Origin of the sequence: Chryseobacterium sediminis (assembly GCF_008386505.1) — a bacterium.
Taxonomy (GTDB): domain Bacteria; phylum Bacteroidota; class Bacteroidia; order Flavobacteriales; family Weeksellaceae; genus Chryseobacterium; species Chryseobacterium sediminis.
In genome coordinates, this window is the sequence record NZ_VUNZ01000006.1 from 129967 (window position 1) to 156775 (window position 26809).

The 26809-nt window shown below is 33.0% G+C and carries 23 protein-coding genes and 1 tRNA gene; 23 read left to right on the top strand and 1 reads right to left on the bottom strand.

The genetic code is table 11. The annotated features are described in order from the left end of the window. Positions 1 to 74: 74 nt before the first annotated feature. Complete coding sequence (locus FW780_RS21500; RefSeq protein ID WP_149835634.1) at positions 75 to 668, bottom strand: hypothetical protein; 594 nt, start codon at positions 666 to 668, stop codon at positions 75 to 77. 806 nt (positions 669 to 1474) lie between these two features. On the opposite strand from FW780_RS21500, the gene FW780_RS21505 reads away from it, so the two are divergent. The 23 genes from FW780_RS21505 to FW780_RS21610 all read left to right on the top strand — a co-directional run bounded on the left by FW780_RS21505 (position 1475) and on the right by FW780_RS21610 (position 26297). Then, entirely contained in the window at positions 1475 to 1825 is a 351-nt protein-coding gene (locus FW780_RS21505; RefSeq protein WP_167510773.1) for a helix-turn-helix domain-containing protein, read from the top strand. A 312-nt stretch (positions 1826 to 2137) separates the two neighbouring features. Next, the gene (locus tag FW780_RS21510) at positions 2138 to 3154 is read left to right on the top strand and encodes a hypothetical protein (protein ID WP_149835636.1); all 1017 of its coding nucleotides are present in this window, start codon (positions 2138 to 2140) and stop codon (positions 3152 to 3154) included. Positions 3155 to 3234: 80 nt separating this feature from the next. Beyond that, complete coding sequence (locus FW780_RS21515) at positions 3235 to 4029, top strand: hypothetical protein (protein WP_149835637.1); 795 nt, start codon at positions 3235 to 3237, stop codon at positions 4027 to 4029. A gap of 378 nt (positions 4030 to 4407) precedes the next feature. Further along, the gene (locus FW780_RS22550) at positions 4408 to 4557 is read left to right on the top strand and encodes a hypothetical protein (protein WP_167510774.1); all 150 of its coding nucleotides are present in this window, start codon (positions 4408 to 4410) and stop codon (positions 4555 to 4557) included. A gap of 265 nt (positions 4558 to 4822) precedes the next feature. Then, positions 4823 to 5266, top strand: coding sequence for a transposase (locus FW780_RS21520; RefSeq protein WP_149835638.1), 444 nt, complete (start codon positions 4823 to 4825; stop codon positions 5264 to 5266). Positions 5267 to 5338: 72 nt separating this feature from the next. Further along, positions 5339 to 5665, top strand: a complete 327-nt coding sequence (locus tag FW780_RS21525) for a helix-turn-helix domain-containing protein (RefSeq protein WP_149835639.1) — start codon at positions 5339 to 5341, stop codon at positions 5663 to 5665. Positions 5666 to 6382: 717 nt separating this feature from the next. After that, entirely contained in the window at positions 6383 to 7069 is a 687-nt protein-coding gene (locus tag FW780_RS21530; RefSeq protein WP_149835640.1) for a hypothetical protein, read from the top strand. Between the two features lie 198 nt (positions 7070 to 7267). After that, a tRNA-Asp gene (locus FW780_RS21535) sits at positions 7268 to 7341 on the top strand. 305 nt (positions 7342 to 7646) lie between these two features. Continuing rightward, positions 7647 to 9560, top strand: a complete 1914-nt coding sequence (locus FW780_RS21540; protein WP_149835641.1) for a polysaccharide biosynthesis protein — start codon at positions 7647 to 7649, stop codon at positions 9558 to 9560. Positions 9561 to 9843: 283 nt separating this feature from the next. Beyond that, positions 9844 to 10554 carry a polysaccharide biosynthesis/export family protein gene (locus FW780_RS21545; protein ID WP_241676966.1) on the top strand — a complete coding sequence of 237 codons (711 nt, stop codon included), beginning with the start codon at positions 9844 to 9846 and terminating at the stop codon, positions 10552 to 10554. A gap of 3 nt (positions 10555 to 10557) precedes the next feature. Then, the gene (locus tag FW780_RS21550) at positions 10558 to 12894 is read left to right on the top strand and encodes a GumC family protein (RefSeq protein WP_149835643.1); all 2337 of its coding nucleotides are present in this window, start codon (positions 10558 to 10560) and stop codon (positions 12892 to 12894) included. A gap of 7 nt (positions 12895 to 12901) precedes the next feature. Next, positions 12902 to 13870 (top strand): SDR family oxidoreductase, encoded by a 969-nt coding sequence (locus tag FW780_RS21555; protein WP_149835644.1) that lies wholly within the window; start codon positions 12902 to 12904, stop codon positions 13868 to 13870. Between the two features lie 21 nt (positions 13871 to 13891). After that, positions 13892 to 15184 (top strand): nucleotide sugar dehydrogenase, encoded by a 1293-nt coding sequence (locus FW780_RS21560; RefSeq protein WP_149835645.1) that lies wholly within the window; start codon positions 13892 to 13894, stop codon positions 15182 to 15184. An 18-nt stretch (positions 15185 to 15202) separates the two neighbouring features. After that, the gene (wecB, locus tag FW780_RS21565) at positions 15203 to 16321 is read left to right on the top strand and encodes a non-hydrolyzing UDP-N-acetylglucosamine 2-epimerase (protein ID WP_149835646.1); all 1119 of its coding nucleotides are present in this window, start codon (positions 15203 to 15205) and stop codon (positions 16319 to 16321) included. Beyond that, positions 16322 to 17632, top strand: coding sequence for a lipopolysaccharide biosynthesis protein (locus FW780_RS21570; protein ID WP_149835647.1), 1311 nt, complete (start codon positions 16322 to 16324; stop codon positions 17630 to 17632). Beyond that, on the top strand, positions 17623 to 18177 hold the full coding sequence (locus FW780_RS21575) for an acyltransferase (protein ID WP_149835648.1): 555 nt from the start codon (positions 17623 to 17625) through the stop codon (positions 18175 to 18177). The genes FW780_RS21570 and FW780_RS21575 overlap by 10 nt, the downstream gene beginning before the upstream one ends. Beyond that, positions 18174 to 19256 (top strand): polysaccharide pyruvyl transferase family protein, encoded by a 1083-nt coding sequence (locus tag FW780_RS21580; protein WP_149835649.1) that lies wholly within the window; start codon positions 18174 to 18176, stop codon positions 19254 to 19256. Before FW780_RS21575 ends, FW780_RS21580 begins: the two co-directional genes overlap by 4 nt. Then, a complete protein-coding gene (locus tag FW780_RS21585) occupies positions 19246 to 20328 on the top strand; it encodes a glycosyltransferase family 4 protein (RefSeq protein WP_149835650.1) in 1083 nt (360 codons plus the stop codon). Before FW780_RS21580 ends, FW780_RS21585 begins: the two co-directional genes overlap by 11 nt. A 10-nt stretch (positions 20329 to 20338) precedes the next feature. After that, positions 20339 to 21424: an EpsG family protein gene (locus FW780_RS21590; RefSeq protein WP_149835651.1), complete on the top strand. Its 1086-nt coding sequence runs from the start codon at positions 20339 to 20341 to the stop codon at positions 21422 to 21424. After that, a complete protein-coding gene (locus FW780_RS21595; protein ID WP_149835652.1) occupies positions 21424 to 22227 on the top strand; it encodes a glycosyltransferase family 2 protein in 804 nt (267 codons plus the stop codon). Before FW780_RS21590 ends, FW780_RS21595 begins: the two co-directional genes overlap by 1 nt. Continuing rightward, positions 22228 to 23607, top strand: coding sequence for a phenylacetate--CoA ligase family protein (locus FW780_RS21600; RefSeq protein ID WP_149835653.1), 1380 nt, complete (start codon positions 22228 to 22230; stop codon positions 23605 to 23607). Beyond that, positions 23604 to 24740 carry a glycoside hydrolase family protein gene (locus FW780_RS21605; protein ID WP_149835654.1) on the top strand — a complete coding sequence of 379 codons (1137 nt, stop codon included), beginning with the start codon at positions 23604 to 23606 and terminating at the stop codon, positions 24738 to 24740. The genes FW780_RS21600 and FW780_RS21605 overlap by 4 nt, the downstream gene beginning before the upstream one ends. Before the next feature lie 456 nt (positions 24741 to 25196). After that, the gene (locus tag FW780_RS21610; protein ID WP_149835658.1) at positions 25197 to 26297 is read left to right on the top strand and encodes a glycosyltransferase family 4 protein; all 1101 of its coding nucleotides are present in this window, start codon (positions 25197 to 25199) and stop codon (positions 26295 to 26297) included. The last annotated feature ends 512 nt before the right edge of the window (positions 26298 to 26809 follow it).

Genomic DNA, 26809 nt, shown 5'->3' on the forward strand with positions numbered 1-26809 from the left:
ATAAAGCAAATTTAAATCCTCAAATCTCTTATTGGATTTTCCCTCTAAAATTTCAATTCCTTTCTGTGTATTTTTTATGGCCTGTACTGATTATTTAATTTGTCATCCACCATCCCAAAATTATTATACATGGAAGCAATGTAGAGCTTTTGTTTTGGCTTGTAGCTTTTTAGCGCCTTAGTGAAATAATATTTTGCTTTTGTATAGTCTTCCTGATTATAATAAAGTCTGCCTTTTAGGTGATATAGATGAGAAAGGTAATACTGAGTTTCTAAATCTGTTTTTATAGCATCGTCAATAAATTTCATAGCCAGCTGAGGTGAGGAATTTTCAAACTGGAAAGCTAAATTATAATAGCAGGATATTGAAAGAAAGTCATACCTGTTATTATTCAATTTTAAAAGGTTATATACAATAGGAACTTGTTTAATATGTGTTGGTTGGTAAAATAGTTTTAAATATATTGAACTTAACAGGTATTTTTCATCCTTTGTTTTTTTATACTTGTCTGCTTCACCTTTTTGAAGCGCTGTCAATTTCTGAAGATCACCTTTAATGAATATAGTCTTCCGATCTATATCATAAAAATATTTATTGTTTTCAGCAACAGTGTTATTCTGACACGATATAAACAAAAAAAACATCCCTATTATTAATGCGTATTTCATGATAGAAGTTTTAACAATATAAACCAATGTAATTAGAGTAACCTTTCAATAAGTAAAATTACAATAATTATTATTAAATATTAATTATTGTTGTAAAATTCACATATAACTCTAATAAAAACAATGAGTTTTTCATGATTTTAAATGCTAATGGTTTGAGAAATACAAATCGCTTGTTTCCAGTTGTTTATGTTTTAGTTTCATAACATATTCTGCCTGTAAAAAATGATTTTACTAACAATTTTTAATAAAGAAAATTAGATATTTATGAAACTCTTGATATTTCTTTGCAATACAAACATTAAGGAAGTTTGTGTATTCGGTCAAAAAAAAGATCGGAATAAAATAACTTAAAAAAAATCGGGATGTATGGGTAAAAAATAAATATTCTTTCATTGTTTCCTTTATACAATTTTTTTCTTGAAGAGCTGGAATATGCAATGAGTATCAATTTTATTAATCTTAGAAATATGATGCATAAAATTCAGGGTTATTGAAAAATATGTATAAACAAAAGGAAAAATTAGTAAAATATTGAAAAATAAAAGCGTTATGCTGAAAACACATTAAGAATGTGCTTAGCACATATATTATGTGCTATTTATTTGGTTGCTTTGTAGTATAAAACAAGATGATACTTAAACGATGAAAAAACACACCGCTTTAGCAGTAATTTACTTACGCGTTACCCCCGCCAAATAAGATTTATATCGAATCATAAAACAGAACTTTATTATTTATTGCAATGCAAAATTATGCATAGCATACAATAGTATTGTCATAAGTAAGATTATATAATTTGGATAGTGGAAATACATAAAAGAATAAAATCAATCAGAGAAATCAAAGAGATCTCTCAGGATGCCATAGCATTTGAACTAGACCTTCATCAGTCACAATACAGCAGAAGAGAAAAAGGAGATATCCCTTTTAGTGTCAATGAAATAGAGAAGATTGCGGCTTTTTTAGGAGTCAGGGTTTCTGAATTGTATGGAGAAGAGCTTTTTCAAAATTCATTGGAATCAGATAAAATGGCTTCAGGAAGTCATGGAATAATTTCCTGTAAACTACTGGAACAGTTTGAAATTCTAATGAAAGAAAAAGAAGCTGTCATTGCTATGCTGAAAGAGAGAATCGAGGCCTTAAAAAAGAAATAGGAAAGCAAGAATTTAGGTTCTATAAAATATCAAACAATGAAAAAAAACAAAAATTTATTATTAACATTAGGTGTATTATGTATCAGAATGCCAGTGTTTTCACAGGCAGGTATTAATACTTAAAAGAGGCTTCTTGCCATCAAATGGAATTCTATACTTACATGTAAGAATAAACACAACCTCGCAAAGTGCAACACCAGATATTTCCAAAGAGAATACTGGCTCTGATAATAAAGACCTGGTAAATATTTATAATCATGGAAATGTGGGTGTTCTTAATAAACAACATAACAATATAAAATATAAAACAAAATGAAAAAAAACATTATCTTAACAGCTTTATTAAGCTCAGTTTTAGCTTTTTCACAAGTGGGAATTGATACTACCAATCCACAGGCAAAATTTCATGTAGATGGCGCAAAGGACAATCCGGTAACGGGAGTGCCAACTACTACACAACAACTCAATGATTTTACGGTAACTTCTGATGGATTAGTAGGAATAGGGACAACGGTTCCAAATGCCCCACTCACATTTCCCAGAACAACAGGAAAGAAAATAAGCCTTTTTAATAGCCCATTATCTCCATCCAACGATCATGAGTATAATGGATTTGGAATGGAGTTGGGACATCTTATTAATCAGATTTCCGGAACAACTGGGGATTTTACCTGGAGAGCAGGGACCAGTCCAACCACATCCAATATTTTAATGGTACTTAATGGAAATGGAAATCTTGGATTGGGAACTGGAACTGTTGCAGCTGCCAATTTGTTAACAGTGAACGGAGGAAAATTTCAATATACAGATGGAACACAAGGGGTAAATAATTTGTTGGTAAGTGATGCCAATGGAGTTGCAAGCTGGAAAGCAATAGCGCTAAATTTTAATTTTGCTTCATTGGGAGCTGGGGCTAGTATCCCGGCTAATAATGGTACCAATTTTACATATACAACTAGTTTTGTAGATCTTCCTGTAGGAAAATGGATAGTGACACCAACAATGCTTCTCACGAAAGGTGGTAGTACAGGAGCTACGGAAACCTGGTGGGTGCGTACTACTTTCTCAGACAATCCTGCGAATGTTACATTAGCAACATGTGCTTCTGGAGATATTGTCACTACAAATAAGTACATAAGTGGTTTATTACCTTCTTCATCAAGTTATTCTATGCTTAACGGATTTGTTATCATTAATAATACTTCTGGAGCTACTAAAAGATATTATTATATGGCTGGATATGTAGACACAAATGGTACAGGAAGTTTACAAGGATTTGGAGGGTTCTCTTGGGGAGAAAATAATATATCATTTCAACGTATTAATTAATAATTATACCCCCCTGGTTGCATAAAACAGATGATTTAGAAGGCTTTCGTAATAGTAACAGAGACAATGTAAAGCTTAAAATGAAAAAAACTATTGTTTTAACAGCTGTATTAAGCTCAGTTTTAACCTTTTCACAAGTGGGCATTGATACCCAAAATCCTCAGGCAAAATTCCACGTAGACGGTGCAAAAGATAATGCACCTACAGGAGTCCCAACAGCATCGCAACAGGCTAATGATGTTGTAATAACTTCTGCAGGGAATGTTGGGATAGGAACTGTAACGCCAGCAAATAAGCTTACAGTAAAAGGAGGAAAATTCCAGTATACAGACGGAACAGAAAATAATAATTTCGTTTTGACTGCAAATCCTTCAGGAATAGCTAGCTGGAAGCCGATAGGACTGACATTGAATCCAGGGACACTTGGTGCTGGGGTAGATATTCCAAGTACTGTTACAGCTAATAATTATTATGATACGGGATCTTATGTAGATCTCCCTCCCGGAAAATATATGGTAACCTGTATTATGCTATTGTCTAAAAGAAATGTTGCTACTGGCGGCTCAGATATAACGGCACCTAATGAAACCTGGTGGTTGCGTACTACCTTTCAGGATATTCCTTCGGTCTATACGGGGCCTTCAGTGGATATTATGGGAACTAATACATTGATTAGCGGGTTATTGTCATCAAATTCATATTATTCGCTTATCAATGGCTCTGTGATCATAAGTAATACGTCAGGTACTACTAAAAGATACTACTACTTTGCGGGTGGTATTTCAGCATCCACCGTTAATGCTACAGGAAGCTTAAAAAGCTTTGGAGGAAATGTGTTTGGTGAAGACAATATCTACTATCAGGCTGTCAATTAACACAATTTTAATATAAAACTTACATTTAGATGAAAAATTTAATTTTATCAGCAGCACACGGAAGATAATGTCAATATTTTAACAAGTGATGCTAATGGCGTTGCCAGTTGGAAACCATCATCATTATCTCGCAATTATGCTGCACTCTCAGCCATGGGTGTGAGTGTTCCAAGTTACAGGGACCTTTGTTGATATTCCAGCTGGTAAATGGCAGGTAAGCGCCTCGATGCTTATGGGTAAAGGGGGAACAGGACTTATCTGCTTGTGGATACGTACAAATTTTTCTGATCGCTCTACGACTTTGGCTATATCCCGGATATTATTAGTTCAACAACTAAGTTCAGTGGTTTGTTACCTCCGGTATCAAAATATAATCTATTGAATGGAACTATAGTTATTAGCAATACTTCCGGTGCTACGAAAAGATATTACTATTATGTAGAGTCTATTAGTAATGCTAATGCAACAGGAAATTTAGCATTTTTTGGAAGCGGAAGCTCCGTATGGGGGAGACAGCATCATTTATGAGCGTATAAATTAGATTATATATAGTAGAAATGCTACTGGAATTTTAAATGACGTTGATGATAGCATAAGTATAGACAGCAATCAAAGCCAAATTATTTATCAGGTAATTTAATCATAGTTTTAAATAATTCTATGAAGTAAAAATGAAAATATTATTTGAACATGTATAATGTTCAAGAAAAAACAAACAAATGATCAGAGAGGATTTATAATTCCCTTAGGAAATCAGCGTAAAAGCTGATTTCCTTTTAACAAAATTTAAAAAATGAGAACAAAAAAATTCACAGATATTCATATAGGTACTATGATCAGGGATCGTATTTCAGAATGTGGAGTTGAAATGCACCGCATGTGCAATTTTTTTAATTGTGGAGAAAATGAAATAGAGGAGATGTATTCTCAGAAAAGTTTTGATTCTGAAATCTTATTGAAGTGGTCCAAACTATTACAATATGATTTTTTTAGAGTTTATTCTATGCATCTTATTCTTTATTCTCCACCTTGTTCTTTAAGTCCCAATAATAATGCAGACAGTAAACTGCCAAAGTTTAGGAAAAATGTATATACTCAGGAAATGATAGAATTTATTCTTGAGCTTATAGAAAATAAAGAAAAAACAAAATTACAGATCATAGAAGAATACGGAATTCCTAAAACGACTTTATTTAAATGGATTACTAAATATAATGAAACAAGAACCTCTCATTAATTTCCAGTTGTAGGTTTATCTGAAAAATTTCTTAATCCAGCACCAAAATAACACTAACAAATATGAAAAAAAATGAAAAAATCCCAGCCTAACTATAAAAAGATTTATAGAGATATTATTCTTAAAAAATATCCTGAAAAAATGAATATATGTAAGTTGATATTGGAGAAAACAAATTTCTCAATGCTTGATGTTATTAATATTAATAATATGATATTCGGTACAAATAATAAAGACATATTGATTAATAATCAAAAGTTTAAGTCATATGACGAGTCTACCGTATTGTATATTTTAGACTATCAGAGAAAAAACAGACTTAATAACAGCCAGGTTGCCAATCATTTTAAGCTTAGCAGGAATAGTATAGCAAAATGGAAAAAAATATTCTCAGCTTAGACATATTCATAGAATTAATTGTAAAAAACATGTCATAATTTTTTTGGGTTGTTCCCCTTTATATGATATAGCATTTTATATTTTCATAAGTTTTATAATAAAGCAATGAGTATAAAGGGGTTAATTAATTTTACATGCATGACAGAAAAGTGCTATTGTCATTATAAGCTTAGCAGAAATAATATAGTGAAATGGGAAAATATTTTCAGATGAAGCATAACATATAGAATTAATTAAAGAAAGATCATATCATAGTTCATATTAGTTGCCCTCCCCTATACAATATATATTGTTATTCATAAATGTTTGAGAAAACGATTGCTATAGGGGTTTTTTAATTACACTTCATGCTAATGTTGATATGAAAAAATTGATATTGATAGGAATGTGTTGTTTTTCTCACTATATGAAATATTTATAATACAGTATAAAAATTCTTACATATTTTATATTAGCATTATTGCAATAACAAATGCAGAGGATTGATGGTTAAATAAAAACATTTAGGATTCATAATAAATTTTAATACGGACATTTTAGTTTCCAGAACGGGGTTATTGCAATAATTTTTTAAGAATGAGATTATACGATTGATAAAAAAAACTTTGAAAAACTGAAGAAAGAAGTAATTGTGCTTACAAACGGCTGAGAAGCTCATCCTATTCTCAGCCACTTTCTTCAAAAAAATATTAAAACTCTAAATAACCTTTTTATTTAATGAACTTCAAATTTTATTTTTTTGTAATAGGGCTGTTCAGTTCTTTTTTTTATTGCCAGGTAGGTATCAATACATCAGATCCCACAGCAACCCTGGATGTGAATGGTAATACGAGAATAAGAACTGCGTTAGTTCTGCCAGACACGGAAAGTGCAAATAAGATTATGGCATTCGACAGCAATAATCTTGTTAGTACAATAGACCTAAACCGTATTTTTAGTAATTCCCCTAATGGGCAGACGATTATAAAAGGCTTGGGTGGAGCGGGTTTTTCTGTTTTGCCTTTAAGTTTATTATCCGGATGGCAGAAAGTGAGTTTCCCTGTACTGGAAATTGATGAAGGATTAAATTTCAACAGCACCAATCAGGAATTTACGGCCCCGAAAACGGGAATTTATAATCTATATTTTTTCTTAGACATGGCTTCTCTTTCATCTGCTTCTACATTGGGAGCTGGAATTTTCAAAGTGGACGGTACAACAGGCATTACATCATTGCTTTCAGAAGAATCATTCTTAAATATAAGTGTACTGGGAATTAATGTTTCTTCACCTGTAAGAAAAACGCAAACTATTGTAAAACTTAATGCGGGAGACAAAATAGTTTTCGGGATGAAAGCCCCTTTATTGGATATAGGATTATTTGCTAATTCTAAAGCATCATTTACAATTTGGAGAATGAAATAATCAGTATATTATTATTTTGTATGAATCAGATTGTCAGTTGTATTTTTTATTACAATTTTTAATGTAAAAACATTAGTAAAATTATTAATTTTATTTTTGTCATTGGAAATCCGGTTTTTAAGGAGTGGCAGTGAAATAAACTACAATATTTATTTGCGGAAAACAAAAAAATCTCTATCTTTGCCCCACTTAAAAATTGATCCGGTAGTTCAGCTGGTTAGAATGCCGCCCTGTCACGGCGGAGGTCGCGGGTTCGAGTCCCGTCCGGATCGCAACTATAATATGAAAGTAGTATAAAATACTGTAAAATATGTTTTACAGTATTTTTTTTGTTATAAAGTGTGGAAATTGATCAGGTGTAAAAATTGGATGGAAAATAACATCCGTATATCCCGGTCGGTTTATGGTCCTTTTTAATAGTTTTATTTTTAGAATTTTGTCTCAAAATGTTAATTTATATTTGAATAAAAATTAACATGCAGTATTAAAAATATTAATAATAATTATTACCTTCGCCCAATAATAAAAGCCACCGAATGTTGAATTAATGGAAATGATATTTTAGGTTTATTTGTATATGGGGGACATTTTTAAAATCAGGGAGTTAAGGTATATACCCAGGTGGTCGGTTTTTTTTATCGACATTTCAGTTATTTTCTTTTCTGTTTTAATTTCATATTTGTTCTTAAAAAGTCTGGAGGTAAAACTTAACTTTATTGAGTATCAAAATGAAAAAATATTTTCAGTAATTGTTGTTAATATTCTATTTATACTTCTGTTCAAAACATATGCGGGAATCATAAGACACTCTACTTTTTTTGATTTTTGTAAAATTTTGTGGTCTTCGGGTAGTGCCCTTATTGTATTACTGGGACTGAATTTTATATCTGGACTGGCATTGGGTAAACCTGTTTTTTTATATCCGGTTCTGTTTTTATTTTTCTTTATTTCTATTTTTCTGATGTTCTTTTTCAGAATGATAACCAAACAGTTTTTCTCTATATTTATGAATTCTAAGGATATTCCATCTAAAGAAAGGGTTGCTGTTGTAGGAATAGGGGAGGCTTCTGTTTCATTAGCGAATGCCATTATTCACAATCCTGATCACCCATACCAGCTGGCAGGATTTCTTAGTGCCAGATCAGATTCTAAGAAAGCGATGCTGTTAGGTCATAAGATTTATAATAAAAAGCAATTTCTTAAAAATAATAATCTAAGAGAACAGTTTGATGCCGTTTTGATCAAAGATATGATGACAAAACGGGAAATGGAAGAATGGACAGCTCTTGCATTGAACAATGGATTGAAAGTTTTAAAAGCACCTGTGGCCAGCATAATAAAAGAAGATGAGGTTGTAAAAGGCATCCGACCGCTTAAGATTGAAGATTTACTCAATCGTCCAGCCATTAAAATAGAGTGTGAACAGGTAAAGAGTTTCCATGTTAATAAAACCATTTTAGTAACCGGAGGCGCCGGGTCTATAGGAAGTGAAATTGTAAGACAGGTTGCTCAATTGAATGCTTCGCTTATTGTGATAGTTGACCAGGCAGAATCTCCTTTATATGAACTGCAGCTTGAATTATTGGAGAAATTCCCAAACCAAAGATTCAAATTTGTATTGGCGGATATTTCAAACTACTCCAGAATTGAAAAACTGTTTGATGATCATCAGTTTTCGATAGTTTATCATGCTGCGGCATACAAACATGTACCTTTAATAGAAGATAATCCTCATGAAGCTATTTTTGTGAATATTGGAGGAACTAAAAACTTGGCTCTTTTATCAAAGAAATATAACGTTAATCGTTTTGTGATGGTATCTACGGATAAAGCTGTAAACCCAACAAACGTAATGGGAGCTTCTAAAAGGGCTGCTGAACTTTTTGTACAGTCATTGCAGAATTCTCCGGAAAACACAACAAAATTTATTACAACGCGTTTTGGAAATGTCCTTGGTTCCAATGGGTCTGTAATACCGCATTTCAAAAAACAAATTGAAAAAGGAGGTCCGGTTACGATTACTCATCCTGATATTATACGTTATTTTATGACTATTCCGGAAGCTTGCGAATTGGTACTTCAGGCAGGAACAATGGGACAGGGAGGTGAGATTTATGTTTTTGATATGGGTAAACCGGTTAAAATCCTGGATTTAGCGGAAAGAATGATAAAACTATCAGGATATACTCCGGGTGTTGATATTAAAATTGATTTTATAGGCTTACGACCTGGTGAAAAGTTATATGAAGAGCTTTTAACTGATAACTCCACGACTATTCCTACCCATCATGAGAAAATTATGATATCCAGAGATCCATTGATGGAGTTTGAAGATATAGAAACTTTGTGTCAGCAAATTATTCTGTCAGCAATGAATAAAGACAGTTTACAAATCGTAAAAATATTAAAAATCATTGTGCCGGAATTTATAAGCAATAATTCGGAATTTGAAATTCTGGATAAAATATCTGAGCATGAAGCATATGGGTAAATTATATGAATGAAATCAATAAAAAAAGTAGTTGAAAATAATAATTTTCGTTATTTTGTTTTTAAACGGAATGAAAATTGCTAGAAAAAGAATTGATCTAAATATAGGGAATTAAATACGCTTCACATAAGTGAAAAACTAATACCATTGTAACTTAAATAAAATTGAAGTTAACTCAAGTAGACTTAGAATAAAAAAACATATGAATAAAACTATTATTACATATATAATATTGTTATCGGTTATGTTATTATCATGCAGACCGAAACAGAATATGGTATATATGTCAAAACATAATATGGAAGAGGAGGTTGCAAAAGCAAAGTTTCAGGGTTTGCATATTCAGGAAGGGGATGTACTTCTCATTCTTGTTTCTGCACTGGATGAAGTTGCTGTAAAACCTTTCAATCTTAATACGGTTAATAAAGTAGGGAGTGTATCAACGACAGGTAGTAATCAGTATTCGCAACCAAGTGAATATTTAGTGAATGAAGAAGGATATATTTCTTTTCCGGTTTTGGGGAATGTATATAGTAAAGGAATGACACAGGTTCAGCTAAAGCAGGAGCTTGAAACCCGCCTGAAGAGATACCTTACAGATCCATTGGTAACCATTACTCTGAAAAATTTCAATGTAAGTATTTTAGGTGAAGTGAAAGTTCCGGGGCAGAAAGAAAGTGTTTCGCAAAAAATTAATATTTTTCAGGCTCTTGGTCTTGCGGGCGATATGACGGATTTTGGAGACCGTACGAATGTAAAGCTTATCCGTACAGACGATAGCGGTGCAGACCAAATTGTTCAAATTGATCTTACCAGATCGGATATTGTGAGTTCGCCGTACTATTATATGAAACAGAATGACATATTATATGTACAGCCGGACAAAAACAAGCAGGTTCAGGCTAACTCGAATCCAAACAGAGCCCTTACATTCCAGATCATAGGTGCATTACTGACAGCTGGTACACTTATTATTGCTTTAACACGACGATAAAATATGCAGCAGAAAGAACTTCAACCAAAGGAGGAAAAATTAAACTTAAAGAAAGCCATTTTAAAATATCTTTATAAATGGCCATGGTTTGTAGCCTCTATTATAATCTGTGTAGCCGTTGCTTTTATTTATCTAAGGTATAGCATTCCTAAATATCAGTCAAAAACTACCCTTAAATTCGATAAAAAACAAAATGACCTTACTTCTGCTCTAGCTGATCTTGATAATCTTGGGATAGGCCTGGGGAATTCTGATGAACTGAAAGGTGAAGCCGCAATTGTTAATTCGCGGCCGTTATTGATGCAGGTTGTACAAAATCTTAACCTCAATGTAGAATATTTCAGTGCAGGAGATATTAAAGATTCGCAGTTATTTGGTAGAGCGCCTATTACAGCAAAGGTATTGAGCTATACTAAAGAAAAATTTGTCAAAGTTGAATATACATTAACGGATTTAAAAGGAGACCAATTTATACTTCACAGTGCAAAGAAGAAGGATGTTAAGGGAAAATTTAATGCTCCTGTAGCGTTGGATTTTGGAACTGTTGTATTTCAAAGAAATTCAGACTTTGCTGTTAAGTCAAACTATAAAGTTGCTTTTTCAAGCCCAATTGAGAAAATAAAAAAACTGGAAAAAACAATCCAGATCAATATTCCTGATGAAAAGGCGATGTTGATGGAAATCAGCCTTGTAGGATCACTTCCTGAAAAGTCTGAAGCTATTCTTAATGAGGTAACAAAACAATATAATCTGGATGGCCAGAGAGATAAAAATTTACAGGCCCAGAATACTCAGGAATTTATTGATAAGAGATTGGAGGTGATAACCAAAGATCTTTCCGGGGTAGAAAACCAGAAAGAGGATTTCCAGAATCGTAACCGTATTGTAGATTTACAAGCACAGGCGGAACTGGCATTACAGAATACAAGTGAAAATACTAAAGTTCTTCTTCAGCAGCAGGCTCAGTTGGATCTTCTGAATTCTCTTTCAGGCGAGGCTTCAAAAGGTAATAATCAGCTTATGCCATCTAATCTTGGACTGAATCCTTCACTGGAGCAATCTATATCTCAGTATAACTCATTAATTATCAGTAGAAATAAAACCCTGAAGCAGGCTACTAACGAAAACCCTGCTGTTATAGAAATGAACAGGGAAATTGCTTCTTTAAAGGAAGTTATACGTGATAATATCAATGAGCAAAAACAGACGGTACAAATAGGTATTTCTCAACTGCAGAATCAAATCAAGACCAATAATAATGTGATTGAAAAGGTTCCGGGGCAGTCTAAAGTATACAGAGGGATTGAACGTCAGCAAAATCTTAAAGAACAGTTATTCTTGTTCCTTCTTCAAAAAAGAGAGGAAAACGCGATTAATCTTTCAGTAGATGTTCCAAAAGCAAAAATTGTAAACCCTGCATTTACGGAAGATATTCCGGTATCGCCTAAAAAAGAGATCATTCTTCCAGGTGCTTTACTACTGGGAATTTTAATTCCTTTTGGTATATTCTATCTATTATTCATTTTGGATGATAAAATATACAGCAGAGAAGATATTAAAGAACGTTCAGGACTTGGTGTACTGGTGGATATTCCTTCTCTTACAGATTCGGAAAACCATTTGGTGCAGAAGAACGACTTCTCAGAGTTGGCTGAAGCCTTCAGAGTACTGGTTTCCAACTTAAAATTTGTGTTGCCGGTAAAAGATACAGCCAAAGTGGTTATGGTAACTTCTTCCGTAAAAGGAGAAGGGAAAACTTTGGTATCAGTGAATCTTGCCCTTACCATTGCCAATAAAAATGCAAGAGCGCTTCTGATTGGTTCAGATATCAGGAATCCTCAGATTCAGAGATATGACAGTGAGCCTGTTAAAAGAAAGGGGCTTACAGAGTTTTTATATGATGAGTCCGTAAAGGTAGAAGAGCTTATTCATACCTCAACAACGAATCCTTCATGTGACGTTATCTATGCCGGAGCTATTCCTCCCAACCCTCAGGAATTGTTGTCTAACGGACGTTACCAAAAGCTTATCGAACAGATGTCTTCTCAGTATACTTATATTATTATTGACTCTGCACCGCTAATGCTGGTTTCTGATACATTAAGTATTGCAGATACAGCCGATGCGACATTGTATGTGGTACGATCAGGAGTATCAAAAAATATACTGTTAGATTTCGCCAACGATTTGGTGAGAGATTCAAAACTATCCAATGTATCCTTTGTGATTAATGATGTTTCAAGACGAGCAGGTGGATATGGATACAACTATAGCTATGGTTATGGTTACAGCCAGACGAAAGACAAAAAAAGTTGGTGGAGTAAAATTTTCAAATCATAGAATAGAAATGAATAAAATTTTAATTACAGGTGGAGCGGGTTTTATTGGCTCTAACTTAACGGAGTATTTTTTAAATAAGGGTTATGAGGTAGTGTGCTTAGACAATTTTGCAACAGGACACCGTCATAATATTGCACCTTTCCTTGAAAATCCGAACTATAAACTCATTGAAGGGGATATCCGTGATTTGGAAGTTTGTCAGAAGGCGGTGGAAAATGTAGATTATATTCTGCACCAGGCTGCACTCGGTTCAGTTCCAAGATCTATTAAGGATCCTATTACAAGTAATGATGTGAATGTATCAGGGTTTCTGAATATGCTTATTGCTGCCCGCGATGCTAACGTAAAACGCTTTGTATACGCTGCTTCATCTTCTACTTACGGAGATTCAGAATCATTACCTAAGGTGGAGGATGTAATTGGAAAACCCCTGTCACCCTATGCGATCACTAAGTATGTAAATGAATTATATGCTGATGTATTCGGGAAAACTTACGGGATGAAGTGTATTGGACTGAGATATTTCAATGTATTTGGGAGAAGACAGGATCCGAACGGGGCTTATGCTGCTGTAATTCCTTTATTCGTAAAACAGTTAATCAATCACGAATCTCCTACTATCAACGGAACAGGAGACTACTCACGTGATTTTACCTATATTGACAACGTTATTCAGATGAATGAGCTGGCTATGCTTACTGAAAACCCTGAAGCAGTGAACACTGTTTATAATACTGCAGTAGGAGACCGTACCACATTGAATGATCTGGTAGGATATCTTAAAAAGTATTTAAGTGAATTCGATGGAAAGATTGGTGAAGTAGATGTTATTCATGGTCCAAACAGAGTTGGAGATATCCCTCACTCTTTGGCATCTGTTGAAAAAGCAGAAAAATTATTAGGTTATAAGCCAAGCCATACGATAGAAAAAGGATTAAAAGAAGCTATCAGCTGGTATTGGGAAAATTTAAAATAAATAAGCTTAAATTGATTCTTTGTGGAAAAACAATATAAAATTGCCGTAATTGGATTAGGATATGTAGGTTTGCCTTTAGCAAGATTATTCGCAACAACATATCCGGTTGTAGGTTTCGATATCAATCAGAAAAGGATTGAAGAATTAAATACAGGAACCGACAGTACTCTGGAAGTGGATGACGATGTGCTAAAAGCAGTCTTAAAATACAATAACCCTTTTAGCCAAACTGCTGAAAACGGATTGTACTGTTCTGCAGACATCAATGATATTAAGGATGCAAACATCTATATCGTGACGGTTCCTACGCCTGTTGATAAACATAACCGTCCGGATTTAACCCCATTATATAAATCTTCAGAAACTGTAGGTAAAGTATTATCTAAAGGAGATATTGTTATCTATGAATCTACGGTTTATCCCGGGGCTACAGAAGAGGAATGTATTCCCGTTCTGGAAAAGGTGTCTGGATTAAAATTCAATCAGGATTTCTTTGCAGGGTATTCACCGGAACGTATTAATCCTGGTGATAAAGAACATACTGTTGAAAAGATCTTAAAAGTTACCTCGGGCTCAACACCTGAAATCGGGGAAATAGTAAATAATTTATATCAGTCTGTAATCATTGCGGGGACTCATTTAGCTCCAACAATCAAGGTTGCAGAGGCTGCCAAAGTAATAGAAAATTCGCAAAGAGATATTAATATTGCCTTTGTAAACGAATTAGCAAAAATATTCAATCTTTTAGATATTGATACTCATGCTGTATTGGAAGCAGCAGGAACCAAATGGAACTTTTTACCTTTCAAACCGGGGTTAGTAGGAGGACACTGTATTGGTGTAGATCCTTATTATCTGGCTCAGAAAGCTCAGGAAAATGGTTACCATCCGGAGATTATATTGGCCGGACGCCGTCTTAATGACTCCATGGGACAGTATGTAGCTTCCGAACTGGTAAAAACAATGATCAAAAAGAAGATTACGATCAATGGTGGTAAAGTATTGAATTTAGGAATAACATTTAAAGAGAACTGTCCGGATGTACGTAATACCAAAGCGGTAGATGTTATTCAGGCACTTGAAGATTATTCTTTACAGGTTACTACTTATGATCCTTGGGCTAAACCTGAAGAAGTAAAACATGAGTATGATCTTAATGTCGTAAATGAAATTCCTGATGAAAAATTTGATGCAATTATTCTTACCGTTGCCCACAAAGAATTTATGGGGATGAATCTGAATAATTATCTGAAAGAAGGAGGAATTATTTATGATGTAAAGGGAGTTTTGAAAGAATGTGACTCAAGACTGTAATATTTATTGCTTAAAATTATGAAAAAGAAACATCTGATTGTTTTTGGAACAAGACCCGAAGCTATAAAAATGGCTCCCCTGGTAAAAGAATTTCAAAAAGAAGAATCATTTGAGACTAAAGTTTGTGTTACAGCTCAGCATAGAGAGATGTTAGATCAGGTTTTAAGTTTTTTTGATATCAAACCGGATTATGATTTAAATTTAATGAAGCCCGGTCAGAATCTATATAACCTGACTGCTGATATTATTACCGGAATGAAATCTGTTCTGGAAGATTTTGACCCAGACTATGTGTATGTACACGGAGATACCACTACTACAATGGCAACCAGTATTGCGAGTTTTTATTCCGGTGCCAAAGTATGCCATGTAGAAGCGGGATTGAGAACACATGATAAAAGATCTCCATTCCCTGAAGAAATTAACAGACAGGTAGCAGGACGTATTGCAGATTATCATTTTGCCCCAACAGAACAGTCAAAGCAAAACTTATTGGCTGAGAATACCAAAGAGGAAAATATACTGATCACGGGAAATACTGTGATAGATGCATTATTCTTTAGTTCTGCAAAAGTGGAGCATATAAATAATACAGAAATAGATACCCTTAAGGCCAGTATAGATCTGTCTAAAAAAATAATATTGGTTACAGGACACAGACGTGAAAATCATGGACAGGGATTTATCAATATTTGTGAAGCGTTAAAAGAAATAGCCATCACCAATCCTGATGTTCAGATTATCTATCCTGTACACCTGAATCCCAATGTAAAAGGTCCTGTATATGACATTTTATCTGATGTCAAAAATATAATCCTTATAGAGCCTCTGGCATATCCTGCTTTTGTATGGCTTATGAATCAGTCTCATATGATCATTACCGATTCCGGAGGTATACAGGAGGAAGCTCCAAGTCTTGGGAAACCGGTACTGGTAATGCGCGATACCACAGAAAGACCTGAAGCGGTGAATGCCGGGACGGTAATTCTGGTAGGTACAGATAAAAATAAAATTATCTCAGAAGCACAAAGTTTATTAAGTGATCCGGTACGTTATCAATCTATGAGTGAACTTCATAATCCTTATGGTGACGGAACTGCATGTGAGCGCATTGTAAATTTTATAAAAAGTAAATAAATGAATATATCTTCTCTGGTAAAAAAGAAGATGTTTAAAGAAACTTTAACGTACTCCATAGGAAGCTTTGGATCAAAGATTCTTTCATTTTTATTAGTTCCTTTTTATACCTATTTTCTTACCAAAAAAGAATTGGGAGAATATGACTTACTGCTCACAACAATAAGTCTTTTTGCGCCATTGGTGTCTTTACAGATCTCTGATGCTACCTACAGATGGCTAATTGACAAAGAATATATCAGCGAAACCGAGAAAGCCAAAATTATGACCAATTCTATCATAACATTATGTATAGGGTATCTTATTTTTTGCTTAGGGTTTTCCATTTATGTCTTTTTTAACAGCTTCCAGTATCAGGGATATTTTATAATACTTATTTTCCTTAATTGTTTATTGCCTTTATTACAGAGTATTCTGAGGGGACAGGGAAATACGAAACAGTTTGCTATCAACGGGATTTTAACCACTTTTTTAATTGTGGTTTTTAACATCATTTTCATTTACCTGTTAAAATTAAATGTTGAAGGTGTTTTTATTGCCAATATTGTAGCTTACACTGTTGCATGTATTATGATTTTATATAAAGTAAAAGTAATTCAGTATTTCAAATTTAAATACTGGGATCCTAAGCTTATAAAATCAATGGCATCCTATTCTTTACCTTTGATTCCCAATTTAATGAGCTGGTGGGCTATATCTTCTGCCAGTAAATTCATCATCCTACATTATATGGGTGCTGAAGGAAACGGGTTATATGCAGTAGCAAGCCGTTTCCCTGCATTACTGTTAGTGATCAATTCTGTTTTACTGTTGCCACTACAGGATAGAATTTTAAAGGAGGAAAATGATGCTACTTTTAATAGATTACTGGGGAAGTTCATTATGTTTGAAATGGCTTTGGCCTTCATCTTAGGAATATTATCACCTTTAATGACGAAAGTTCTGGTTTCAAAAGAATATTTTGAAACCTGGCAGTATATGCCTTATTTATATTTGGGAGTAGGATTCAATGCGATTGCAGGTTTTCTGGGATTAAAATATCAGAAAGAAAAAAATACATTGAAAATTACTTTGACAACACTGCTTGGCGCTGTTGTATCCATAGTATTAAGTATTATTCTCATACAATATATCGGGCTTCAGGGGATATCAATATCCTTTTTATTAGGGTTTTTAGTGGTTTTACTGGTACGATATATTGATATATACAAAAATGACATTCTTAACTTTAAGTTTTTTATCATTATATTATTACCAGTGGTTTCTTACTTAAGTATTTTAATAATTAAAAAAGCTATCTTATGTTTTTAGTTGGAAAATTAAATAGAATTCTCGATCAGATCAAATTTAATAAAACCAAAAAAAGATTAAAACATTTTGGTGAGCTGAATGACATAAATCCCAATATAAGGTTATTATTTCCTGACAGAATTTCAATTGGCTCATATGTATATATTGGTCCTAATGCGGACATTAACGGACTTGGGGAAGTCGAAATAAGCAACGGAGTAATCATTGGTCCTAACCTGATCATTCATTCTGCTAATCATAAGTTCAGAGACTCTAAATTTATTCCCTATGATGAAACTTTTGAATTCAGAAAAGTTAAAATTGAAGAAAATGTCTGGATTGGAGGGAATGTGATTATTACACCTGGAAGCCAAATTGGAGAAGGATCTATTATTGGTGCCGGATGTGTTGTTTCTGGAAAGATACCACCGCTTTCAATTGTAGTTGGAAATCCTTGTCAGGTAATTAAATCAAGAGACGCCGAGCATTATTACAGATTAAAATCTGAGGGTGCTATCTATTTGAAAAATAAATTATTAAAAAATATCAAGCCGAAAATATCATGAATATATCAATAAAAGGAGCATATGGTGATAGTAATTTTGGTGATGATTTATTAATGGTTGTGTTTGAAGATTTCATCAAAGCCAATATTAAAAACCAATCACTGAACTTTATAGGAGCTGAAAATAATTATGTTTCAAAATTTTTAAGTGGTTCTTCATATAACAATAATCAGAAAGATGACCTGTTAGTATATGGAGGCGGGACACAGTTTTTCTCTTTTATAGAAAAATCTACGCTTACAACGAAAATAAAGAATAATATTGCTAAAAGCCCTGTTAAAATATTAAAAAAGGTATTTCAGAAAATTAGCTCCGGGAATAATGAAGTAGCAGCTAATTATGAAAAAGCTTTTCTGGGTTTCGGATTGGGTCCGTTTAATAATAATGTTCAGGCTATAGAATTTGCAAAGAATCAATTAAAAGATTCACTGTTTACAGGGGTCAGAGATCAGGTTTCTTATGATTACTGTAATGACTGGAATATCCAATCATTCTTAGGAGCAGATGTGGTATTCTCATCTTATTTTTATAAATATATTCAAAACGTCTCAAAGGCAGAGGATACCAATAAAATAGGAATCATTGTGAGAGACTGGGAATGGAAGAATAGTCCGGCTGATTATCAGGATCAGTTGATTAGTTTTGTAAATTCCAACCCACAGCTGGATGTAACATTTATTGTATTTGCAAAAGATAAAGACCCGAAATGGTTAAAAAGGATACAAAATTATAAAAGTATCGTCTGGCATCCTGAAACGATGGGAATTAATGATTTTATTGAAACTTTAAACTCATTTTCTACATTTATTACAGCACGTTACCATGGGGCAATCATTGCCGGTTTGTTGGGAAAGAAGGTCATTTGTGTTGAAATAGAACCTAAATTAAGGATTCTTACAGAGCAGATTCCTTCATTTGCTTTATGGGATGATCACTTTGATATCGGGAAACTTGGAGAATTAGTACAATCAGAGTTAGAAAATGATCATCAAAAGTCTATTTCAGATCTGAGATCGAAAGCGGATGATATGTTGAATCAATTTGTGAAAAAATATAACAGTACATTTAATGGAGAATAAAGAAATTGTAATAGTTCATAAAACCTGCGTTTCGGATTACCCTCCTTTACTGGCTTTTATAAAGTATCTGAATAAAAATGGATACAAAATACATCTTGTTTTAGGTTTTGAAAAAGGAAACTTAATAGATGAGCTGAACAGTCTTTGTTATAAAGTTCATTTAACCCAAATAAAACCTTCATCCAACAAGTTTTTATACTGGTTTAAGATCAGAAAAACTTTTTGGAAAATTATATATGAAAACCAGTATCAGGATAAACTGATCTGGATTCCTGCTGCGGATACCACACTGGCGTTAGGTAAAAAGCTGTTGTCATTAAATTATGTGCTTAATTTATATGAGCTGTTTGATTACGCACCAAGGTACATAAAAGGACTTGAAAAATTTGCAAAAAATGCAAGACTGGTTATTTGTTCTAATTTAGACAGAGCCAATATACTTCGGGTTTGGTGGAAACTGAATAAAACTCCGGAAGTTATTCTGAATAAACCTTATTCTGAACTGTCTGAAAGAAACCTTCCTTTGACGGAAGAATTATCAAACCTATTGGAACCTGTTAAAGAGAAAAAGAAAATTATTTATCAGGGTGTTATTTTTCCTGAAAGAGAATTGGAAGGAATCTGCCGTTATATCAATCAGTCAGAAGACTTTGCACTGATCATAATGGGGAAGGAAACAGACTATTTGAAAAAACTGCAGACTATCTGCCCTTCCATCATTCATATTCCGTTTGTTGCCCCTCCTTATCATTTGCATGTAACAAGTCATGCGGATATTGGTATATTAACATACGATCATTCTTCTCTGAATAATATATTTTGTGCCCCAAACAAATTATGGGAGTTCTCTAACTTTTCTATGCCTATGATAGGAAATGATATTCCGGGACTTATTAATACGATTGCGGCCAACAGAATGGGAGAGTGTATTGATTTTCAAAGAGAAGATCTTGTATCAGATACCCTGCAGAGCATCTTGGAAAATTATACAGAATATTCCAGAAATGCTAAATCATTTTATACCAGTTATAATTATGATCTTGAATTAGATCGTATCATGCAGAATTTGTAGAAAGAGAGAAATGGACCCTATTATAAATGCATTTGATTTAAGATTTACACTTGTTTACATGAGTGTAGCACTTTTTGCAATCATTTTGATTAATGAATATGTTTACAGAAGAAAGAATTCTGATGATGTTCAGAATTTTTTATTATTATTTTATGCATTGGTAATGATATTGCTGATAGGGATCAGGGATAAAAAAGTAGGTTCGGATTCAGAAAGATCATTGGTCTATTTTACCGGAGCTAAAGTTGTAAGATCCTTAAGCGAACTAAAAGATATAGGGACCTATTTTATTTCAATGTTTGCCCGTAAAATTAGTGACAACTATAAAGTGTTTTTTACATTAAATGCCACTTTATATGTAACACCTATTATTATAGGAATACGAAACTTAACACAAAAAAACAGGTTTCTTATTTTCTTTATTGTGGTGAGTATGTTCTTCTTTAAAACGATGGGTATTAACACAACCAGACAGGGAATTGCATTCTCTTTCTTTTTTTTGGCAGTTACCTATTTTGATAAGAAGAAATGGTTATCCATTGTATTCTTTTTTGTTGCATTTTTCAATCACGCTTCCATTATTATCCCTATTATGGTTTTCATTCTGTCTACCAGGATTAATAATCTTAAAGTTATATTTTCTATTTATGCAGCAGCTACGGTATTGTCTTTAGTGAATTTTAACCTTAACGAACTTTTAGGTAAAATACCGGTGATCAATATTTTGGTAGAAGAAAGATTAGATCAATATTATTCTAAAGGAGCTAAAGTTGCTTACAAAACAGGTTTTAGGGTAAACTTTTTTGTATTCAATACCATATTTGCAGTGATTGGATATTATACACTTAAAAGCATTCAAGATATTGAGGAGTATTTAAAGTATAAAAGGTTCTATGTAACATATATGCTCACCTCTGCTTTTTTCTTTCTTATGTTTTCGGCAGCTTTTAGTGACCGTTTTGGGTTTTTATCATGGATCTTCATTCCTTTCCTGATATATCCGTATACGCAAACCAATCAGAAAATAGGAGTTATCAATCTGTTTGGAGTATTTTTTATTTGTTTTTTCCTGTTTTTAATTTTTAATTTAAAATAATGATATCAGTAGTAATCCCTTTGTATAACAAAGAAAGATATATTAAGGAAACCATCCGTAAAGTGTTGAATCAGACTTTTCAGCATTTTGAAATCATTATTATTAATGATGGAAGTAAAGATAATGGTCCGGATATTGTCAATGAAATTGATGATCAGAGGGTAAAATTATTTAATAAAGAGAATGGAGGCGTTTCTTCGGCCCGTAATGTAGGGGTTGAAAAATCTCAATTTGAATATATTGCTTTTTTGGATGCAGATGATGAGTGGTTACCCAATCATTTGGAGGAAATCAATAAACTGATTACCCAATATAAAAATGAAGCAGATGTTTTTGTCACGAATTTTGCAAAAAAGTATTCTGAAGAAAATATTGTTGAGAACAGAAAACAGGATGAACTTAAAGAAGGAATTGTTAAAGATTATTTTAAAATAATACTTAAAAAAGGATTAATACATACCTCTTGTGTATGTGTAAGTAAAAAAGCCCTATTAAAAGCGAAATTGTTTGATGAGCGACTATCCAGAGGAGAAGATATAGATCTGTGGGGGAGATTAGCCAGAGAAAATGAAATTGCCTATTCCCCTGTAGTCACAGAATTATACTTACAGGAAGCTGAAAACAATAGCGGAGGAAAGTCAGATATTACAAAGTCTATACTCTACCATTTTGATTTTTCTTCCGTAACATCTGTGGACGAAAAAAAATATTTTAAAAATTTACTCTACAGAAAATATGCATCATTATTGAAGAATATTGATTTTGCAAACTTTATTAAATTAATGATTAAACAAGGTTTTTAAATGAAAGAGAAAGTATATCAATTATTACCTGATTTTCTTCAGAATTTTATGGTCTATATCTATAACAGACAGGCGTATAAAAGAAGATATGGAGGCGAGTATAAAAACTTCAGGAAAGAAAAAAAAGAAAACCGCACACTATCATTAGAAGAATTAAAAGAATATCAAAAAAACAGATATTCAGAGTTTATAAAATTTGTAATTCAAAATTCAGAGTATTATAAAAATTCTATTGGTAATATTGAGCATGTGGAATCTATTGATAATATTTCCAGCCTGCCAATCGTTAATAAAGAAGTACTCCGTAATAATATTGGATCTATAACAGTAAAAACATCTGAACAATTAGAAAAATCCAAGACAGGAGGTACTACGGGAAAATCCCTGGAAGTGAAGTTCTTTTTCAGAGACAGTCAGGAAAGATTTGCTTTTTTAGATGATTTCAGGTCTAGATTCGGGTATGAACTTGGGAAAAAGACAGCATGGTTTTCCGGTAAAAATTTACTGACATCCAGAGATGTTAATAAGAATGTGTTCTGGAAAACAGACTTTGTACATCATGTTCGTTATTATTCCACATTTCATATCAAAGATGACTATCTTAAATATTATGTAGAAGATTTAATCCGTTTTGCGCCTGAATATTTAGTAGGATTTCCCTCCACTATATTGGAAATTGCCAAATACGGGATTGCGAACGGCTATGATTTTCCGGAAAATAAGGTGAAAGCAGTCTTTCCTACAGCTGAAACTATTACCGATGAAACGAGATATTATATTGAGAAATTTTTCAAAACAAAACTCTATAACCAATATGCTTCGTCTGAAGGTGCCCCTTTTATCATTGAATGTGAAAAAGGAAATCTTCATTTGGAACTGCAAACTGGTGTGTTTGAAGTTTTAGATGAAAACAACCAGCCTGCACAATCAGGAAGGTTAGTGGTTACTTCATTTAATACGGCTGCCACTCCGTTGGTAAGATATGATATAGGTGATTCCATAACACTTGAAGACGCTGATAAAAAGTGTACCTGCGGAAATAATAATCCTTTGGTAAAAGAAATTTTAGGAAGAATTGATGATTTCATCTATTCGGTTGAAAATGGGAAGATCAATCTAGGAAATGTCTCCAATACTTTAAAAGATACAAAAGGGATTATCAGGTTTCAGGCAGTACAAAATAAGTTGGATGAACTTGAGCTATATGTAGTTATTGATAAGGAAATCTATTCAAAACAGATTGAAAAAGTATTTCTTTCAAACTGGAGAGACAGAGTAGGAGATGTTATGAAAATACAGATTAACTATGTAAATGAGATTCCTGTAGAAGGCAGTGGAAAATTTAGAATCGTAAAAAATAATATAAAAGATTTATTATGAAAATTTTAAAATCGTTTTTAATATTGGGTCTGTCAACCTTTTCTATTATTTGTTGTTCTCAGAAAAAAGATAAGGTTACAGTTGATAAATCATTAATACTAACTCAGAATATTGCTGTTCAGACCAATGATTTTTTCAAAATCGAAACAATTCTTCCAAAAGGATATGTGAAAGATGGATCGGTAGACTATACAGCATATATTCAAAAAGCTATTGACGGGAATAAAAAAGTCATAATGCCGGACTTTCCATTAATGACAACTGGGGTTTTTGCACAATCAAACTCACAAATATATTTTCAGAAAAATTCTTCTTTGGTACTAAAGCCTACAGCTGATGTAAGATATCAGATTATAAGTTTACATGGAGTTGAAAATGTTAAAATCTATAATCCTACATTAATAGGCGATCGTGATAAGCATTTGGGCTCTAAAGGTGAATGGGGATTTGGTATTGATATCAGAAGCTCAAGAAATATAGACATTTTTAATGTCAATATCTCGGATTGCTGGGGAGACGGGATTGTGGTGGTAAAGACCATGAGAAATATCAGAGCTGGTATTGCTAAAGAAACATTATTTGCAACAGAGAATATAAATATTATAGGTGGAATTATAAATAATGTAAGAAGAAATGGAATAACAATTGCAGGAGGTAAAGATGTACTGATAAAAAATCTGTTAATTACAAACATTAATGGAACGAATCCTATGGCAGGAATTGATATTGAGCCGGATGATAGTTCTAATATATTAGAAAATATTAATATTGAAAATGTTAAGATAAATAATGCAAACGTAGGTATAGATTTACATTTAGGACAATATGGTAATCAGAATATATCAAAATCTGTCACCATTTCCTGTAACAATATCTCAGTTGAAAATGCCAATGGAGGAATTTATATAGCTGGATACAAAACTAAACCTAATATTAAGGAAATGACAGGTTATTTTAAAGTAGATAATTTAGCTACCAATAATGTGACAAAACCTTTTGAAAAAAGAGATCAGTTTGGATTATATCCAATGATTCAGATGAACAATTATAAGTTTAATGTCAATAATAAAATTGATAGTTCTAAAGAATCACTTTTAAAGAATGTTAAAGATAATAGTAAATTAAAATATTAATGAAATCATCTAATCAGATTAAAATTAAGTAGAATAGATGACACACGGTATTCAATACCAATAAACAGCTGGCAAGATCAACGATGAGTTCGCGCAGGTTGGTTTTCGCTGAAAGCTGTTAACTCTCAAAAAACACTTAAGATCACCGGGAAATTAATGATTTCCAGGACAGTAATGATGCATTGTTAATCCAAACTAAGTTTCTGTTTTAATGAAGTTGGATTAGTACGGCTCATAAAATATTATATTGTATTTTTAAAAATCACAAATTTGTGAATTGTAAATAAATGAGTAAAAAAATAACAACACACAAAAGATTTATGAAAAATTTATTGATTAGTTCTAAATTTATAGAAATAATAATAAAAAAAATGGAAGAAGTTGAAAACTAAATTGATACGGATTACAACAGTGCCTCTTTCTTTAAAGATTCTACTGAAAGGGCAGCATCGGTTTATGTCAGAACATTTTGATGTAATAGGCGTTTCATCACCAGGTAAGGAGCTGGATGAGGTGAAAAAAGATGAAGAAATAGACGTAATAGCGATTGATATGTCCCGTAAGATTACTCCTATTAAAGACATCAAATCTTTATGGAGTACTTATCGGTTTTTGAGAAGGGAGAAACCACAAATTGTTCATACCCATACTCCTAAAGCGGGTATTGTAGGGATGTTGGCGGCAAGAATGGCAGGAGTTCCTCATAGGCTGCATACAGTAGCAGGTTTACCATTGATGGAGGTAACAGGTGTGAAACGTCAGGTTCTAGATTTTGTTGAAAAATTAACCTATGCTTCTGCAACCCAGGTATACCCCAACTCAAAAGGGCTGTCTGATTTTATCATTAAGCACAAATATACAGATAAATACAAGCTTAAAGTAATCGGAAATGGTTCATCAAACGGAATTGATACCTCATTCTTTTCGCCCGAACAAGTTTCAGAAGATCAGAAAACTCTTCTAAAAAATCAATTGAAAATAGAAGATACGGATTTTGTTTTTGTGTTTGTAGGACGTTTGGTAGGAGACAAGGGAATTAATGAATTGATAAAAGCTTTCTCGGCTTTAAATAAACAAGAAAATCAGCAGCGTTCAAAATTATTACTGGTAGGTTCTCTGGAACAGGAACTGGATCCGTTATTTCCAGATACATTAAATGAAATAGAAAATAACCCGGATATTATCTCTGTAGGTTTTCAGAAAGATGTTCGTCCTTATTTTGCGATTTCTGATGCACTGGTTTTTCCTAGTTATCGTGAAGGTTTCCCTAATGTAGTAATGCAGGCCGGAGCAATGGAATTACCAAGTATCGTTTCTGATATCAATGGATGTAATGAAATCATTGTAGAAAATGAGAACGGAGTTATTGTTCCTGTAAAAGACAGTGAAAGCCTTAGAGAAGAAATGGAGAAAATGCTCTCAGACAAAGAGTATTATCAGAGATTAAAAACGAATGCACGACCGATGATTGAAGACCGATTTGAGCAGTTTGTGCTTTGGAACGCCATATTAAGCGAATATAAAAAATTGATCAAAGAAAGAGAATTTCGTGCTTAATATTAAATAAAGTGCGTAGTACTTTAAGTTATATTTAAAAATGCCCGAATAGGTGGATTTATCATCTTAGAATTGGATATTAAAATAAATATTTCTACATAATAAGAATGTTGATTTTGTGTGTGTTTTATAATTGACTTTTTATATGTTCTAAGTATAATCTGTTAAAAGGGTTCTTAGAGTAGTTATATCTGAAATTTTTATATTTGAAAATGTGTGTTTTACAAATAGCTTTAAAGAAAAGGAATAGGTTCCTTTGGAAAAACTAAAAAAAGCTATATATTTGCACCAGTTAAAAACAAACGCTCTCAGATTGTTTATTAAAAGTGATTTATTGGTCGCTTACAAAATAAGAGAGTAGTGCAAAGCAGATGGATAGGACTTTCCTGAAAATCAGAAGTTCCACCCGGATTGCAAAAGTTTTGTCAATTTACCTTAAAAAAATTGATCCGGTAGTTCAGCTGGTTAGAATGCCGCCCTGTCACGGCGGAGGTCGCGGGTTCGAGTCCCGT